The organism is Vibrio sp. B1ASS3, from assembly GCF_905175355.1.
In the GTDB taxonomy this organism is placed as follows: Bacteria; Pseudomonadota; Gammaproteobacteria; order Enterobacterales; family Vibrionaceae; genus Vibrio; species Vibrio owensii.
This window is the reverse complement of sequence record NZ_HG992742.1, coordinates 2,605,405-2,620,919: the sequence shown is the minus strand read 5'-3', so window position 1 is coordinate 2,620,919 and position 15,515 is coordinate 2,605,405. Positions and strand designations below refer to the sequence as shown.

Sequence of the window (15,515 nt, the reverse complement as noted above, 5' to 3'; positions counted from 1 at the left end):
GATTTTCCAATTGAGAATCGCCGTTCTAAATCAAACCATACGCTTTTAAAATCACAATCCCTACGGTACAAGTCACTGTTGAAAGCACAGTCGTTAAAGCAATGATGTTCGCTGCTAAGACGGAGTTTCCTCCCATCGAGCGGGCCATAACATAACTTGCTGCCGCAACGGGAGAGGCGTTCATAAAGAACAGAATGCCAAGCTCAATCCCTCTAAAGCCAACTAAATACGCGCCTGTGGTAATCACAATAGGGGCGACGATCAGTTTGTAGCTGCTGGCAAACCAGGACGGTCCTTTCTCTTTCTTCATCAAACTTAAATCGAGTGAGCCACCGGTACACAAGAGGGCAAGGGGAAGCGTCATCTTTGATAGATAGTTACCGGCATCAATCGCCACATCCGGAACCGGAATCGACAGAAGGTAGAACACCATGCCAGAGACGATCGCGATGATCAGTGGGTTGCGCGTTAAGGTTCTCACCATCATTTTGGCGGCTTGAGAGCCAGACGTTGCGCCTTTTGGAGACAAACAAATCACGGCTTGCACGTTATAGATAAAGGTGGTTACCGCAACATAAAGCGCAGCCAGAGCGACACCTTGTGAACCGTAAGCATTCGCCACATACGCAATGCCGATGATGCCCGTATTGGCGCGAAAGCCACCTTGGATCAATACTCCTTGGTCGGGTGAAGATTTGAAGAACAGTTTGACGGAAGCGTAGGTGAAGGTGAAAAACGCGATGCTGGCAACAATGCCGTAATTGACGAAGCTGCTAGCCGCAGAGAAATCGTGCTCGGAGACGACGATACTCAAGAACAACATCGCAGGTAGCGTGACCTGAAACACCAGTTTAGAACCGACTTCGATAAAGTTGTCGTTGATTAGTCCTATGCGTTTGAAGATAACGCCCAATACCAACATTAAGCAGATGGGGCCAGTGATCGACAACGAGAATTGCAACTTATGTAAAACAGCATCCATGAGTGTATCCGCAGCAAAAGAAAAGAGTTTTATAATTGTCATACAATTAAACCACAACTCAATCTTGGGAGACAGTAGGGTGGTGAAATTTTCTTCAGTTATTGTGGGGTTACTGGTGAAAGGAGAGGAAAACCAGTCTGGCTTGTATCACCAGACTGGAAGCAAACTCTAAAGCAGAATTACTTTTGAGCGTTTGAAAGGAGGTAATCAGGCCCTGCTGTTTCCGCCGTTACCACAGATAGCTTGCTCGTATCTGCACCAACGCCTTGGTATTGAGTAAAGCCTTTCACTTGTTCGCTTTTTGGTAGCTCTACCGAGTAAGAAGCGATTTGCTCTGCGTTAGTCACCGTGCCGACGTAGACTTCGTTGTTGTAGGTAGGATTCACCAGCGGTAGCTCTTCTGTCGCGCGTACACTAACGAATTGCTCTTGCTGGTGGTTATCAACCACGTTGCTGTCGAAGTGGACGTCCACGCCAGCGAAAATGTTCTTCACTTCACTGTTGTTGAACAGGCTCACACGGTGCGTTTGGTTGCCGTAGACAATGCCCCATTCCGTATCCACAAGGGTGTTGTTACGAATGGTGATGTTCTTTGGTGTCCACTGTTTGTTGAGCTCTTTGCCTTTCACTGCTTGGTCTAGCTTCTCGCTGTTTGCTACATCAATGATGCCGGTATTGATCACGATGCCGCCACGTAGATCTGCATTGCCTTCAATTTTGCCATCACGGCCGCGCGTGCCAGTGATGTAGTTGTTCTCAATCACGTGGTCTTCATCGTAAATACGCATACCGCCAGTCTGCAGTTTTTCATTACCTAGAATCACGTTGTCTTTCACCACGTTCGCTTTACCGTGACGAAGAGAAATCAGAGAGGCACTTTCAAAGATGGTGTTGCCAGAGATTTCATTGCCGCCTGACTTAATCGAAATCAGCTCACGCTCACCATCCATATCAATCATCAGGTTGTTGGTGAACTTAGAGTTTGATGCCCATTGAGACGATTTAGAGTCACCAATTCGAATCGCTTCCCAGCTGTTGCCGTTGTAGCGAATCGCTTCTTTGATATCGAATTCATTGAACTGGTTTGGTTTTTGGTCCAAGAAAATGTTGTTAGCAATAAGGTGGTTATCTGGTGTGTCGTCTTTTTGTACGCCGATTAACGTGCCGCGCTTTTGCTTACCTTCAAAACGGTTATTGATCACCTTGCCATCTTTACCCCAAAGTGAAACCCACAAGTATTTCGGGTATTCAGAGCGACGTTCGTCCGGTTGGTATTCGTAAGCGTGGTTGAAGTAGTAGAACGTAGAGTTTTGCAAAGTGTTGTTGTTACCCATCATACGCACGCCGCCGAAACGTTCAGCAGGGCCGCCTTCGGTAAACACCAAACCGTCGACAGTGATGTTGTTACCTTCAAGGCGAAGCTGAGCCAAACCCGTTAGCCAAACGCTGCCAGGTTGCTCCGCCTTGATGGTAATGTCGTTGGCTTTTACCGTGACGATATCAAGATCCGCGTATTTACCCGCAGGAATCGTAATTGTTGTACCGTCTTCGGCATTCTCCATCTGTTGTTTCAATGCTTGCACAGCGTCTGCTGATTGCGCTTCAAGTGCGCTGCCATCCACTGTGTTTAAGCGATCCGTAGCAAGCAAGTAATCGCGAGTGATGTCATTCACTGCAGTTTCAACAACAGCGGGAGCCGCAGCTTCCGTCGTTTGAGAAGGTGAAGTGTTACAACCTACTAGGGTTAGGGCAGAAATGGACGCGGCAACCACGCCAGCAAGCATTGTTTTTTTCATAATGTATCTCTTTGTAGAAGCACAAAAAGCGGTTGAATACTCAACCGCTTGTTTCTCGTTATGAGTTCTCCGTTATCGGAGCCCCCTCAGAAGCACGCTCTGCGTTGCCATCGACTGCTCTCATCAGCGCCACGCCGACGCCAAGAACAATCACACCACAGAACACGAAAATCATGCGTCCCCAGAATGGGTTAGGCAGTAAGAACATCGCCATCACACCCACACCAGACACCGCAATCAACGAACCCAACATTTGGCGTTGTTTGTTATCCAGTTTTTTCTGTTCCGTTGAGTCAGAAACCAACGGTGTTGCTAAGTTATTGAAGAAGCGGTCAACGTCTTGTTGGCGTTTTTCTTCAAGCGGTTTGTAGAACAGTGTCGACAGAGCAAAGAAGCCTGCGGTAAACACCAAGTGACCAATCAAACCAACCGCAACTTTTAGATCTGACCATTCACGGCCTGTTAGAGGCTGAAGATCAAACCAGTTTTGAATCATTTCCGGTGTGATGACAAAACCAACCGTGTAAGACACGATGCCACCTACCACCAATGTGCCCCAGCCAGCCCAGTCCGGTGTTCTCTTGATGAAGAAGCCACAGAACGCAGGAATCGTCATTGGGAAACCAATCAACGCGCCAACGTACATCATGGTGTCGAACAGGCTCAGACCTTTTAGCGAGTTGATGAACAGAGCAATCAAGATGATCGCGATGCCGAAGAAGGTAGAGGTGATTTTCGATACGATCATCAGCTCTTTTTCTGTCGCGTTCGGGCGCAGAATCGGCAAGTAGAAGTTCATCACGAAGATGCCTGAGTTACGGTTCAAACCTGAGTCCATTGATGACATCGTCGCTGCAAACATCGCTGAAATCAGCAGACCAACCATGCCCGCTGGCATGTATTGCTCAACAAAGTACAAGTAAGCAAAATCACCCGCTTTTGAGCCTGCTTCTGGGTAATGCGCTGATAGGTCAACACCTTGGCTTGCAATGAACCAAGAAGGGGTAAACCAAATCAATACGCCCACTGTCATTAGTACACACGCAAGTAGTGCAGCTTTCTTCGCGTTCTTAGAGTCTTTCGCCGCTAGGTAACGGTGACAGTTCAACATGTTGTTGTTGATAGAGAACTGCTTTAAGAAAATGAACACTGCCCAGATACCAAAAATACTGAGGTAGTTCAGGTTGTTACCGGTTACGAAGGACCCGTTTTCTTGAACAGGGAAGTTCGCAATGATTTCTGTGATACCGCCACCTTTTACTACCGCAACTACAGCACACGTCACAGTTACTGCCATGATGATGACCATCTGCATAAAGTCAGATGCGATAACCGCCCAAGAGCCGCCCGTTACGGACATCATCAGTACCACTAAGCCCGTGATCCAAATGGTGGTTGTCATATCGAAGCCGAAAATGCCCGATGCAATGATCGCCAAACCATTCAACCAGATACCCGCAGAAATCACGCTGCTTGGCATGCCAGACCAAGTGAATACTTGCTCGTTAAAGCGACCAAAGCGCATGCGAATCGCATCAATCGGCGTGATAACGCGCAGTTGGCGGAATTTCGGTGCGAAGTACAGGTAGTTCATCAAGTAACCGAACGCATTCGCTAAGAAGATAGTCGCTACAGCGAAACCATCGGTGTACGCTTTACCGGCCGCACCAGTAAATGTCCAAGCACTGAACTGGGTCATAAACGCCGTTGCGCCTACCATCCACCACAGCATGTTGCCGCCCCCGCGGAAGTAATCACTGGTGGTGCTTGTAAATGTTCTAAACATCCAGCCTATTGCAATGAGGAATAGGAAATAGATGCCAACAATCAGGGTATTGAGTTCCATTTTTAGACCTTCTCATAGTCATTGATTTCTGCCAGATATATTATCCGTTCGATTATTTATTTGTACTACAATAATTCAATTGTGTGATGAGGTGATTAATACTGGAAATCTTCTTGACCCAGTACATTCTTCTGCTTCTATCTACACGAACTGATGATTGTGAACTTAAAATCGATTATTCAATAACTTATGATGATTTTTGTCAGTATGGAACCCCGTTAATTACATTCGCTTATCGTTTCAACAAGAAACTTTGGTTATACATTTTGCTTATTTTGTATGATTATTTCTTTGTTAAATTCGCTGGTTATTTAATGTCTCAACCGCAACGGACTTAACAAAAAAGTAAACAAATAGACCTGAGTGATAAGGGAAGAATGAAGCGGCTGTGTACAACCGCTTCATAAGGTAGATTTAGCTTTCGGTTACCGCTTGTTGGGTTTGAGTACCGTTGTCGTCAACCGCTTTAACAAGTAGTAGACCAACGCCACCAACAATGGCACCACACAAGATGAAGACTAAGCGTCCCCACATTGGGTTTGGCAGTAGCGCCATCAGCATTACGCCTACACCAGCGACTGCGATGAGTTTGCCAAGCATTTGACGTTGCTTGTTATCAAGAACTTTCTGTTCTGCAGATTCAGCAACAAGTGGTGTTGATAGGTTGTCGAAGAACTTATCTACGTCTGCTTGACGTTTCTCACTTAGAGGCTTGTAGAACAGCGTTGATAGCACGAAGAAGCCACCCGTTAGCGTAATGTGGCCAACTAGACCAATCGCGACTTTAACGTCTGACCATTCACGGCCAGTAAGCTGTTCAAGACCGAATGCTGAAGAAACCATGTCAGCAGTGATAACGAAACCAACAACGTAAGAGACAAGACCACCGACAATCAGCGTACCCCAACCAGCCCAGTCTGGCGTTTTCTTAATAAAGAAGCCTAGGAATGCAGGGATGGTCATTGGGAAGCCGATCAAGGCACCAACGTACATCATGGTGTCGAACAGGCTCAGGCCTTTTAGTGAGTTGATAAACTGCGCAACCAGGATGATGGCAATACCAAATACCGTTGAGGTAATTTTCGATACCGTTACCAGCTCTTTCTCTGATGCTTGGCCACGGCGAATCACTGGTTCGTAGAAGTTCTTAACGAAGATACCAGAGTTGCGGTTTAGACCTGAGTCCATTGAAGACATGGTCGCGGCAAACATTGCTGCTACGAGAAGGCCAACCATACCCGCTGGCATGTACTCTTGTACGAAGTAAAGGTAAGCGAAGTCGCCTGCTTTGCTGCCTGCATCTGGGTAAGCCGCTGATAGGTCTACGCCTTGACCAGCAATGTACCAAGAAGGCATGAACCAAATGAATACACCGCCTAGCATTAGAACACATGCTAGCAATGCCGCTTTCTTCGCGTTTTTCGAGTCTTTTGCTGCAAGGTAGCGGTAAGAGTTCAACATGTTGTTGGTAATAGAGAACTGCTTAACAAAGATGAAGAACGCCCAAATGCTAAAGATGCTTAGGTAGTTCAGGTTGTTACCAGAGACGAAAGAACCGCCCTCTGCGACAGGGAAGTTACTGATAACTTCAGTAATGCCGCCGCCTTGAACGATCGCAACAACTGCACAAGTTACCGTTACCGCCATGATGATCACCATCTGCATGAAGTCAGACGCGATAACTGCCCAAGAGCCACCCGTCACAGACATCATCAGTACCACCAAACCGGTAATCCAGATGGTTGCTGTCATATCAAAGCCGAAAATACCAGAAGCGATGATCGCCAGTGCATTCAACCAAACACCAGCAGATACCACACTGTTTGGCATAGAAGACCAAGTAAAGACTTGTTCGTTCGTGGTGCCGAAACGCATACGAATCGCTTCAATTACCGTTACTACACGTAGCTGACGGAACTTTGGTGCGAAATACGCAAAGTTCATGAAGTAACCGAATGCGTTTGCTAGGAAGATAACCGCAACCGCGAAACCATCGTTATAAGCTTTACCAGCAGCACCAGTAAACGTCCATGCAGAGAACTGCGTCATGAAGGCCGTTGCACCAACCATCCACCAAAGCATGTTGCCGCCGCCTCGGAAATAGTCACTAGTCGTATTGGTAAACGTTCTGAACATCCAACCTATTGCAATTAAGAATAGAAAGTAGATGCCTACAATAAGGGTATTGAGTTCCATCTTTAGACCTTTTGATCGTTATTTAATGTCTTGAGGCAATACTAACTATCAGTCTGCTTATTTGTAGTACAATAACTCAAAAGCGTGACGAATGATCCGGAATGGGTCGTTTCAATAATCATACAAGTGATCATGATCGGATATTGACATTGCACTCAAAAGGGGAAGGGGGCACCAAGCCAATATCACGACAAGTTATCAATGACTTTGGCATGCACTCGATTGGTTCAATAGCGTTTATAGCCTTAGTTAATAAGGGTTATAACGGTGTAAGAAGGTGTGAGGTATTGTCAGATTTGTATGACTATTACAGATGAAAAAACGCCCACGACATGCCTGTAATGCGTGGGCGAAAAACGGTATTGATACCGTCTGAGCCAAGGGCTCTGTTGGATTGCAATAGAACAGTGAAACGAGGTTCTGGATGTAGCTGAAAGATACTCGAGGGGTATATCTCTCATCGCTGCTAAGCACGTTACGCTGTAAGATCTTCGACAATCATTGCAAAGTTCAACAAAGCTAGGCTCTGTAAAGTGTTGTTATGATATGGGAGCAACTATACCAATCGACACAAGTCATCATCCTCGTCTGATCGATCTCGGTGCTTTACTTATGCCGATTGGTATTAAACATTTCCCACTTAAGTAACTACTCCTAAAGACTCAATTAGTCATAACCAATTAAGCGTTTTCCTTGGCTTGCTACCTATTGATAGCGAAACCAGGCTGTTGATTTGTCTCTATAAGTGTCTGTTACAAAAGACAAACTGCTACAGCCACTTAAGTCCAATGAGAACCACAACCGTTGGAAGCAACAACAAGCTGCTTAGAACCATCAAGACTTGAGCAACAGCGAGTAGGGATGACAAAACAGTATTCTTCAATGTTGAAAGTTTCACTGGTCGCATCCATCTTGTTCGCTGTACTTTGCTTCTATTCACTATTTCTTCTACTTACTTAATTCTTCTACCCACTTATGTCTCAGCCTGACATAAGTGACCTCTGCTTATATAGCCTCGGCCTTTCTCATTTCGTCTCTATAACCGAGCGATGCTTAACCTGTTATTGGACTCTATATAGAAAAGGACAGAGCGAAAAAGTGCGCGTCAATAGCAATTTGATGTTCTGTGTCTCAAAAACTTGAAATGATTATATTGTATGACAAATAAAAATGAACTCATTTGGTGCAAAAATATGCGGTAGAGCACATTTTTAGCCTAAATATTAAGACAATTAATGAGCCATAAATATCGGTAATATATTTAATATCAATAAGTTAATGTAAACTTTAGTGGTTGTAACAAAGTTTGATAGCGTGGATAAATCATACAATTAGATCTAATTTACAGAACGCTCAACATCGGCTAGGTACTATATTTGTAGTATTTTAACTCAAGATATAAGGCCGATAATAATGAAACCCCTACGACCTCTACATCTAGCAACCTGCCTCAGCGCCATTCTTTTCAGTGCTAACACTCTTGCTGCAGACTTTGTGTTCCTTGATGAAGCAACGCTTGAACAAAACCGCGCTGTTTTAAAGTCCGATAAAGCGAGCGATTCAATGAAAGATGCGTACGACCGTCTGATTGAAGAAGCAGAGCTGGCGATGAAAGATGGCCCGTTTACGGTAACGGCGAAAGGTATGACGCCACCAAGCGGTAGCAAAAACGATTACATGAGCATCAGCCCATACTGGTGGCCTGATGAATCGAAAGAAGATGGCCTTCCTTGGGTTCGTCACGATGGCAAAACCAACCCAGCATCGAAAACAGCTGAAACAGATTCTAAACGTATTGGTCACTTCACTCGTTCTGTTCGCGCATTGGCATTGGCTTATTACTTTAGCCAAGACGAGAAATACGCAAAACAAGGTATCGAATACGTTCGTACTTGGTTCATGAATGATGAAACTAAGATGAACCCGAACGTGAATTACGGTCAGGGCGTACCTGGTCGTGCAGAAGGTCGTCGTGGCGGCATTATTGATACACGTACTCTGGCCGATCGCATGCTGGATTCGATCGCCATCCTTTCACTTTCTCCTGCTTGGACGGATAAAGACGAACAGCAAATTACACAGTGGTACGGCGAATACCTAGATTGGTTGATTATTGATGACCTATCAGGTGGCCCGAAAGGCGAAGCTGCTGCGGCAAACAACCACGGTACTTGGTATGACTTCCAAGTCGCCAGTATTGCTTACTTCTTAGGTAATGAGCCTCTAGCAAAGCAGATGGTTCAAAAAGGCAAGATGCGTGTAGACACTCAGTTCGAAAAAGACGGCTCTCAGCCTCATGAAATCGAACGTACTCGTGCATACCACTACCACTACTTCAGCTTAGATCCATTGGTCGGCATCGCTCAAATCGGCGACAAAGTGGGCATCGACCTATGGCACTACCAAAACAAGAAAGGTGGCTCATTAGCGCAAGGTATTCAGCTAATGGCGACTTATCAAGATCCTGCGTCTGACTGGCCATACACCGCGAAAGACAATCCACGCCGCGTAGAGCGAATGACACCGATTTACCTAAAAGCAGGTGTGGCGATGGAGAAACCTGAGTGGGTGAAACTGGCAACCGAAACTGACTTTAGCCGCTTCACAGTGAAGAAGAACTTGGCAGAAGTTTGGGCTCAGCGCGATATCGAATTGCTTTACCCAAAACAATAAAACCCTAAAAAGGGCGGCGTGTATGCGCGTCGCCACTTTGAAATACAATTTATTTACAGTGGAACATTACTATGACTTCTAAAAAACAAATTGCTTTAGCGATCGCGACAACCCTTTTTGCAGGTAGCATTTCAGCCGCGTCTCTAGACTTCCGTGAAGAATACAAACACGATTCAGAGCAGTGGGCAGGTCGTATCAAAATTGGTGGCAGCACAGGTAACCATTACTACGGCGTTGAGATGAAGCACACTGGTAACTTGAGCGAGCTTCAGCGTGGTGATAGCGAATTCGAATACGGCTACCACTTCAAATTTGATAACAACTGGCGTGTAACCACATCGATGCCAATTACCTTTGGTGACGAAGCCGTAACGTACAAACCTCAGGTTCGTGTTCAATACAAATTCGATTCAGGTATCACAACCAAGCTTCGCTACCGTCACGAGTTCCGCAACTACGCATCTGGTAAAACATCAACAGGTCTAGACGGCAAACAACACGATTCACTGAACGCGAGTAAAATCACGGGTAACATCGATTACAACTGGAACGCTTGGCAGTTTGGTTTTGAAGCAAACTACAAAGAAGACTTCTTCAGCGATGAGTGGAAGCTAGGTAACCGCGACGGCAAGTACGAATGGGACTACAACTTTAAACTGGGCTACAAAGAGAAAGGTTGGGATTGGCGTCCATACGTAGAATTCGGTAACGTTCAATGTAACAGCTCTTGTGATGATAAAACATCACGTCAGCTACGTAGCCGTGTTGGTGTAACGTACAGCTTCTAATCTAAGCCAAAAATAAATTAAGACTCTTTCCAATAGCCTGCCCCCGAAGCGGGCTATTTTTGTTTTCGAACAAGGTCAGGCTCAGACCTAAGACATCCCCTTGCGCTTTTATTGCTAAAATTATCATTAATGATTTGGCGAACGGATAAGTTCATGGTGGGTAAAATACTTTGCATCGTCCTGTGTCTTTGGTCTTTCTCTCATACCAGTGCCGCATTGGAACTCTCTCCTTTAAAGTCTGACCCCTATGTGGGGGACTTAGAGACGCTAAAGGAAAAGAAAGCCGTTCGTATTTTGGTGTCTGCTGATCTGGGTTTTTACTACATCCAAAATGGTAAGCCGAAAGGCATTATCTCTGAGCTTATTTATGAATTTGAACGCTATTTAAGGAAGAACCAAAAGGCGATCAACATTCAGGTTATTCCGGTCGCAAGAAACGAACTCATCCCCAAATTGATAGCTGGTTATGGTGACGTCATAGTCGCGAATCTAACCATTACCAATGAGCGCAAAGAGCAGATTGCGTTTAGCGATCCGGTACGAGAAAACGTCTCAGAAATCATTGTTACCAACACCCGATACTCGGACATTAAAACCGTGGATGATTTGAGTGGACTGGATGTTTGGGTGAGAGAAAGCTCGAGTTATCATAAGAGCTTAACCAAGGTAAATAACTACTTCACGATACAAAACAAACCGCTGATTAATATCTTATTTCTTGATGAGATCATGCAAGATTATGAGGTCTTAGAAATGGTCAGTGCGGGCATTATCGATATCACCGTATTCGACCGGCACAAGACGGGGATGTGGGGAAATATCTTTCCCGGCGTGGCGTTTCATAATCAAATCACCATCAGAGAAAATGCACAGATTGGATGGGGAATACGACAAGATTCGCCTCAATTAGAAGAGGCGGTGAACAAGTTCATCAAGGAAGTTCGGATAGGAACTTTGTTCGGCAATGTGGTTAATGAAAGGTATCTCGAAAACGACAAATGGTTGAGAAAGTTTCTTAATAGAGACAACGCAGTTCGTTCTAGAGAGTTGTTGGATATCTTCTATCTCTATTCACAAGAGTATCAGTTTAACCATCTATTGATGTTGGCCCAAGGTTTTCAAGAGTCCGGTTTGAACCAGAATGTGATCTCTCATATGGGGGCGGTTGGGATTATGCAAATCTTGCCCACAACCGCACGGGATAGAGCGGTAAATATCTCGAACATTTATGAAGAAGAACCAAACATTCATGCTGGCGTGAAATACATGAACTACCTAAGGAAATACTTCTTTAACGATGACAACATCAGCGAAAACGACATCATTTACTTCTGTCTTGCTGCCTACAATGCAGGGCCGGGTAACATGAGGAAGATGAGAAGAATCGCCAAAGAAAAAGGGTATGATCCCAATGTCTGGTTCGGCAATGTGGAAGTGGTGACGCGGCAATACATCGGACTTGAGCCGATACGCTACGTCAGTAACATTAACCATTACTTTATTGCCTACAAGCTGCTAGAGAGACTCAACAATCGTCGTAGTGAACTCGAACCTTACCTTCATCCACCATACAAACTCGAGACTATTAAGCTCTATTACTAACGAGAAAAGTGTTAGTGGCACAGGTATTCGCAAGATAGCTTAAGCACAATAAAAAAGAGGAGCGCTGTGCTCCTCTTGAGTATTTATTGCATTGCTTGAGACGATTAAGACACTTCTTGCGCAGTCTCTACTCGACGTTTGTTCCCCAATAAACGCTGCCAATTGAGCGGCATCATCGGCAGTACAATCAGGACGATACCGAGCGCGGTAAATAGGTCGGGTATTTCATCAAACCACATCACGCCAAACAGTGTTACAAACGCCAGTCCGGAATACTCAGCCAGTGCAATCTGGCTCGCAGGAGCACGCTTAAACGCTTTGACCACCAAGGCATGATAAGCAAGCACAAACAAGTTAATCGCGACAATCCACATCAGGTGTTGCCAGGTAATGGCTTGCCATTGAGGGTAGGCGAGCAATAGAGCGACTGGTAATGTCATTAACGTTGTCCAAAACAAGGTGCACACCAAAGGCTGCTCTTGTGGCATACGACGAATAAGGATGTTGCCCACACCGATGGCAAGCGCACTGCCGAGCGCAATGATTGCAGCCCAATGGAAATGTTCGGGACGAAGCACAATTAAGACGCCACCAAAGCCAATTAAAGTACCGAAAATCTTACCTTTGGAGGGCTTTTCTTTAAGGAAGATAACCGACAGCGGCAGCACCAATAGTGGACCGACATAAAAAATCGCATTCGCTGTCGCCAATGGCAGATGCGTGATCGCTACCATAGCGCTGGCACTGCCTATCAGAATCAACTGCGCACGCCAGAAGGTGATCCAATCGCATCCCATTTGACGTTCTCGTTTATCCAAACGAAGCCAAAGAGGTAACAGCAACACCAGACTGATTAATTGGCGAATAAAGACGTATTGAAAAGTGGGCACTTCGCCATTAAGCATTTTGAGGGAAACGTCAGAAAGAGACGCAACCAAGTTCGCCGCCACCAAAAGGAAGATGGCGCTAGAGACATCAGATTTTTTCATATTGGAATGTATAGAGAGTTAGAGACTCAATCGATAAAGGGTACCGATGGTGGTTTTTCCTTGAGGAGTAATGCGAGTTTTTTGTGCCAACAACAGCTCTGCAGTCGCAACCGCATCCGCTAACGCATTGTGCCCATTGTATTCAGGTAAGCCATAGCGAGCGCGGGTGCCAGAGAGAGTGACATCAATTTCGTCACGAGGATTAATCGCTTTCTGTAGATGCTTTTCAATGCACATGGTGTCGAGCCAAACCAAAGGCGGTTCGCTGAGTTTAAACACACGATGTAGATATTGATTGATGAACTGGGTTTCGACCACACACGCGTGAGCTACCAAGATCTTGCCTTTGGCTGCATGAAAAAACGCACGCATGGCATCATGGATAGAAACGCCTTCGGACAGCATTTGCGGCGTAATATGGTTGATCACCGCGGTTTCTGGTTTGATTTGCGAATCGCTATTGATGTACATGTGCTGGCTGGTGGCCAGATCCACTTTGCCATTCGCAATGTCTACCCAACCGATCGACAAAATCAAATCTTCTTCGCTGTCTAAGCCGGTTGTCTCCAAATCCAGCACTATGTAATTGGCGTCTTGTGCAAATTGCGCCGCTTCCAGACGTGGCGTTTGAACCAGCGCTTTAATGTGATCTGGCATGGTTGTCTGTTTAACGTATTGCTCGCGCTTTCGATTCAGACGCGAGCAAGGATGAAAGTGTTCTAAGATTCGCTTCATTAACGGCTCCCAAAGCGCACTTTCGCCGCTTCTTGCAAGTCAGCAATAATTCGGAAGGCGTCTTTCAGGTGTTGGCGTTCAAAGCTACCGAACGTATTTGGGTCGATGTGGTTATTTGGCTCTTCACCGCGTTTCAGCGCTTCTAACTGATGAGCAAAACGGAACGACAAGATGAACTGGTAGGCATTCAAAATGTTCTTGTACGCATCTTCACTTAATACGCCCGCTTCATTCGCGGCTTTGAAACGCTCGTCGGTTGCCGTTAAGTCGCACTCTACCGCCAAACCGTAAATGCGTGCCAAATCGATGATCAGATTGATGGCGTATTTCTTCACATCGAGCGTCTTCTTGTTCTCCCCTGACTTCTCCAAAACCAAACTGTTGAAGATGCCCAACGGTGGGTTGGTGTTCACCGCATCGTTCACAAGCATGGAGAGGAACTCACGATTGCTGCGAATGTTGGTGTGCAGTTCATCTCGCAAGATGCTCTCGTAATCTTTATTGCCGTAAAGGGTACGAATTTCCAAGAACACGCTGATGTTTAGTAAGCGCTCGTGTTCTGGGTTGGCAACCCATTTCTTGTAGTACTTCTTCCAAACGCTAAGAGGTTGGCACCACTTTGGCGTTGCGGCCATAAACTTGCCAGGACATAAAGGGTAATCACAGCTCGCAAGGCCGTTACTGACGATCATAGCAAGGTGCTTGAAGTAAATTCGGTCGTTCTCCGTCGCGTGATCAGCAAGGACAATCGCGCTGTCTTGATCTGACAACATGTGGACTTCGTTACGAGCGTGGGAGCCTGCCACAATCCATGAGAACTTACATGGCGGTGGACCAAGTTTATCAATCGCGATTTGAATCAAGCGACGCGTGTAAGCGTCCATGATCATCGTCATCACTTTACCGATGACTTCCGGTGAAACGTGTCCATCTACCAAAGCTTCAAAGATAGCCTGGCGCTCTGGGGTAAAGCTCGACAGGGATTTCACGCTACCTGCGTATTTGATTTTCTCGATCAAGAAGATGGCTTGCACACGGTGGTTTTGCACAAGGTGTGTCGTAGTCAGCACGCCGACGACCTTGTTGTTTTCCACTAATGGCAGGTTGCGAATATTGTGCTGCATCATCATCGATGCGGCATGCAAGACGAGATCATCCGGTTTGATGGTTTGCGGATCGTGGGTCATCACTTCAGAAATAGGGCGGTCAGTACTTACCCCTTGTGCGATAACGCGCTTGGTCATATCGCGGTCGGTAATCAAGCCTACAATTTTGTCGTTCTCGTAAACCACGGCGCATGGCGAGCATTTGGTTAGCATCTCGTTTGCAACGGTTTGAATCGACTGGTCGGCAGTCACCACAGCAACACGACCGCTGGCAACCTCACCAACGCGGCGAATGAACAAGCCTTTCTCTTTGTTTGACCACACCACATCCAGCGCGGATTTCAAACGAACTTGCGCTTGAGAAGCAAAGTGTTCTGCACATTCAGGGTGGGTTTCGAACAGCTTTTTAAGCGCCGAGTTGGGAATCACGTAAACCAGTGAGTTCTCAATTGCGATGGCACGGTAGCCTTTCGTGCTGTCGATTTGGCTGCCAAGAAAGGTAAAACCGAAGATGTCTTCTGGCCCCAGTTTCGCACGTAGCACACCATCGGACTTTCTTTGCTCCATAGAGCCAGTACGTATGATGTAGAGTGACTTTTCTTGGCCTGTCACGCATTGGTCGATGACTTCACCTTTGCCAAGGTAGGTAATCTGCACGTGCGATGCGAGTTCACGCAAGGCGGGTTTTGGGATCTTGTCGAATGGGTCGATTTGCCCAATAAATTGCAGGATGTTTGGCAGCAAAGATTCAGTCATAACACAGCACTTTAATAAATTTAATTTGTATTATTATATATCTAAA

At 45.9% G+C, this 15,515-nt stretch carries 10 protein-coding genes; 3 read left to right on the top strand and 7 right to left on the bottom strand.

Annotated features, from left to right (window positions below):
- Window positions 1–25: 25 nt before the first annotated feature.
- The 4 genes from KJB05_RS11945 to KJB05_RS11930 form a co-directional block, all read right to left on the bottom strand.
- Window positions 26–982, bottom strand: coding sequence for an AEC family transporter (locus KJB05_RS11945; RefSeq protein WP_208444180.1), 957 nt, complete (start codon window positions 980–982; stop codon window positions 26–28).
- Window positions 983–1,161: 179 nt separating this feature from the next.
- Complete coding sequence (locus KJB05_RS11940; protein ID WP_208444179.1) at window positions 1,162–2,778, bottom strand: polysaccharide lyase 6 family protein; 1,617 nt, start codon at window positions 2,776–2,778, stop codon at window positions 1,162–1,164.
- A gap of 58 nt (window positions 2,779–2,836) precedes the next feature.
- Complete coding sequence (locus KJB05_RS11935) at window positions 2,837–4,624, bottom strand: transporter (protein ID WP_038896378.1); 1,788 nt, start codon at window positions 4,622–4,624, stop codon at window positions 2,837–2,839.
- A gap of 414 nt (window positions 4,625–5,038) precedes the next feature.
- The gene (locus KJB05_RS11930) at window positions 5,039–6,820 is read right to left on the bottom strand and encodes a transporter (protein ID WP_005437088.1); all 1,782 of its coding nucleotides are present in this window, start codon (window positions 6,818–6,820) and stop codon (window positions 5,039–5,041) included.
- A gap of 1,413 nt (window positions 6,821–8,233) precedes the next feature.
- Here KJB05_RS11930 and KJB05_RS11925 point away from each other — a divergent pair.
- From KJB05_RS11925 to KJB05_RS11915, 3 genes are all read left to right on the top strand, one after another.
- The gene (locus KJB05_RS11925) at window positions 8,234–9,493 is read left to right on the top strand and encodes an alginate lyase family protein (protein WP_208444178.1); all 1,260 of its coding nucleotides are present in this window, start codon (window positions 8,234–8,236) and stop codon (window positions 9,491–9,493) included.
- A gap of 71 nt (window positions 9,494–9,564) precedes the next feature.
- Window positions 9,565–10,281 carry an oligogalacturonate-specific porin KdgM family protein gene (locus KJB05_RS11920; RefSeq protein WP_005437091.1) on the top strand — a complete coding sequence of 239 codons (717 nt, stop codon included), beginning with the start codon at window positions 9,565–9,567 and terminating at the stop codon, window positions 10,279–10,281.
- A gap of 153 nt (window positions 10,282–10,434) precedes the next feature.
- A complete protein-coding gene (locus KJB05_RS11915) occupies window positions 10,435–11,883 on the top strand; it encodes a lytic transglycosylase F (RefSeq protein WP_208444177.1) in 1,449 nt (482 codons plus the stop codon).
- A 104-nt stretch (window positions 11,884–11,987) separates the two neighbouring features.
- Here the strand turns inward: KJB05_RS11915 and KJB05_RS11910 are convergent, their stop codons facing one another.
- The 3 genes from KJB05_RS11910 to KJB05_RS11900 are packed head-to-tail and all read right to left on the bottom strand — an operon-like array spanning window position 11,988 to window position 15,469.
- Window positions 11,988–12,872 (bottom strand): DMT family transporter, encoded by an 885-nt coding sequence (locus KJB05_RS11910; RefSeq protein WP_054822777.1) that lies wholly within the window; start codon window positions 12,870–12,872, stop codon window positions 11,988–11,990.
- Between the two features lie 18 nt (window positions 12,873–12,890).
- The gene (locus KJB05_RS11905) at window positions 12,891–13,607 is read right to left on the bottom strand and encodes a 3'-5' exonuclease (RefSeq protein WP_208444176.1); all 717 of its coding nucleotides are present in this window, start codon (window positions 13,605–13,607) and stop codon (window positions 12,891–12,893) included.
- Window positions 13,607–15,469: a putative nucleotidyltransferase substrate binding domain-containing protein gene (locus tag KJB05_RS11900; protein ID WP_208444175.1), complete on the bottom strand. Its 1,863-nt coding sequence runs from the start codon at window positions 15,467–15,469 to the stop codon at window positions 13,607–13,609. Before KJB05_RS11900 ends, KJB05_RS11905 begins: the two co-directional genes overlap by 1 nt.
- Between the last annotated feature and the right edge of the window lie 46 nt (window positions 15,470–15,515).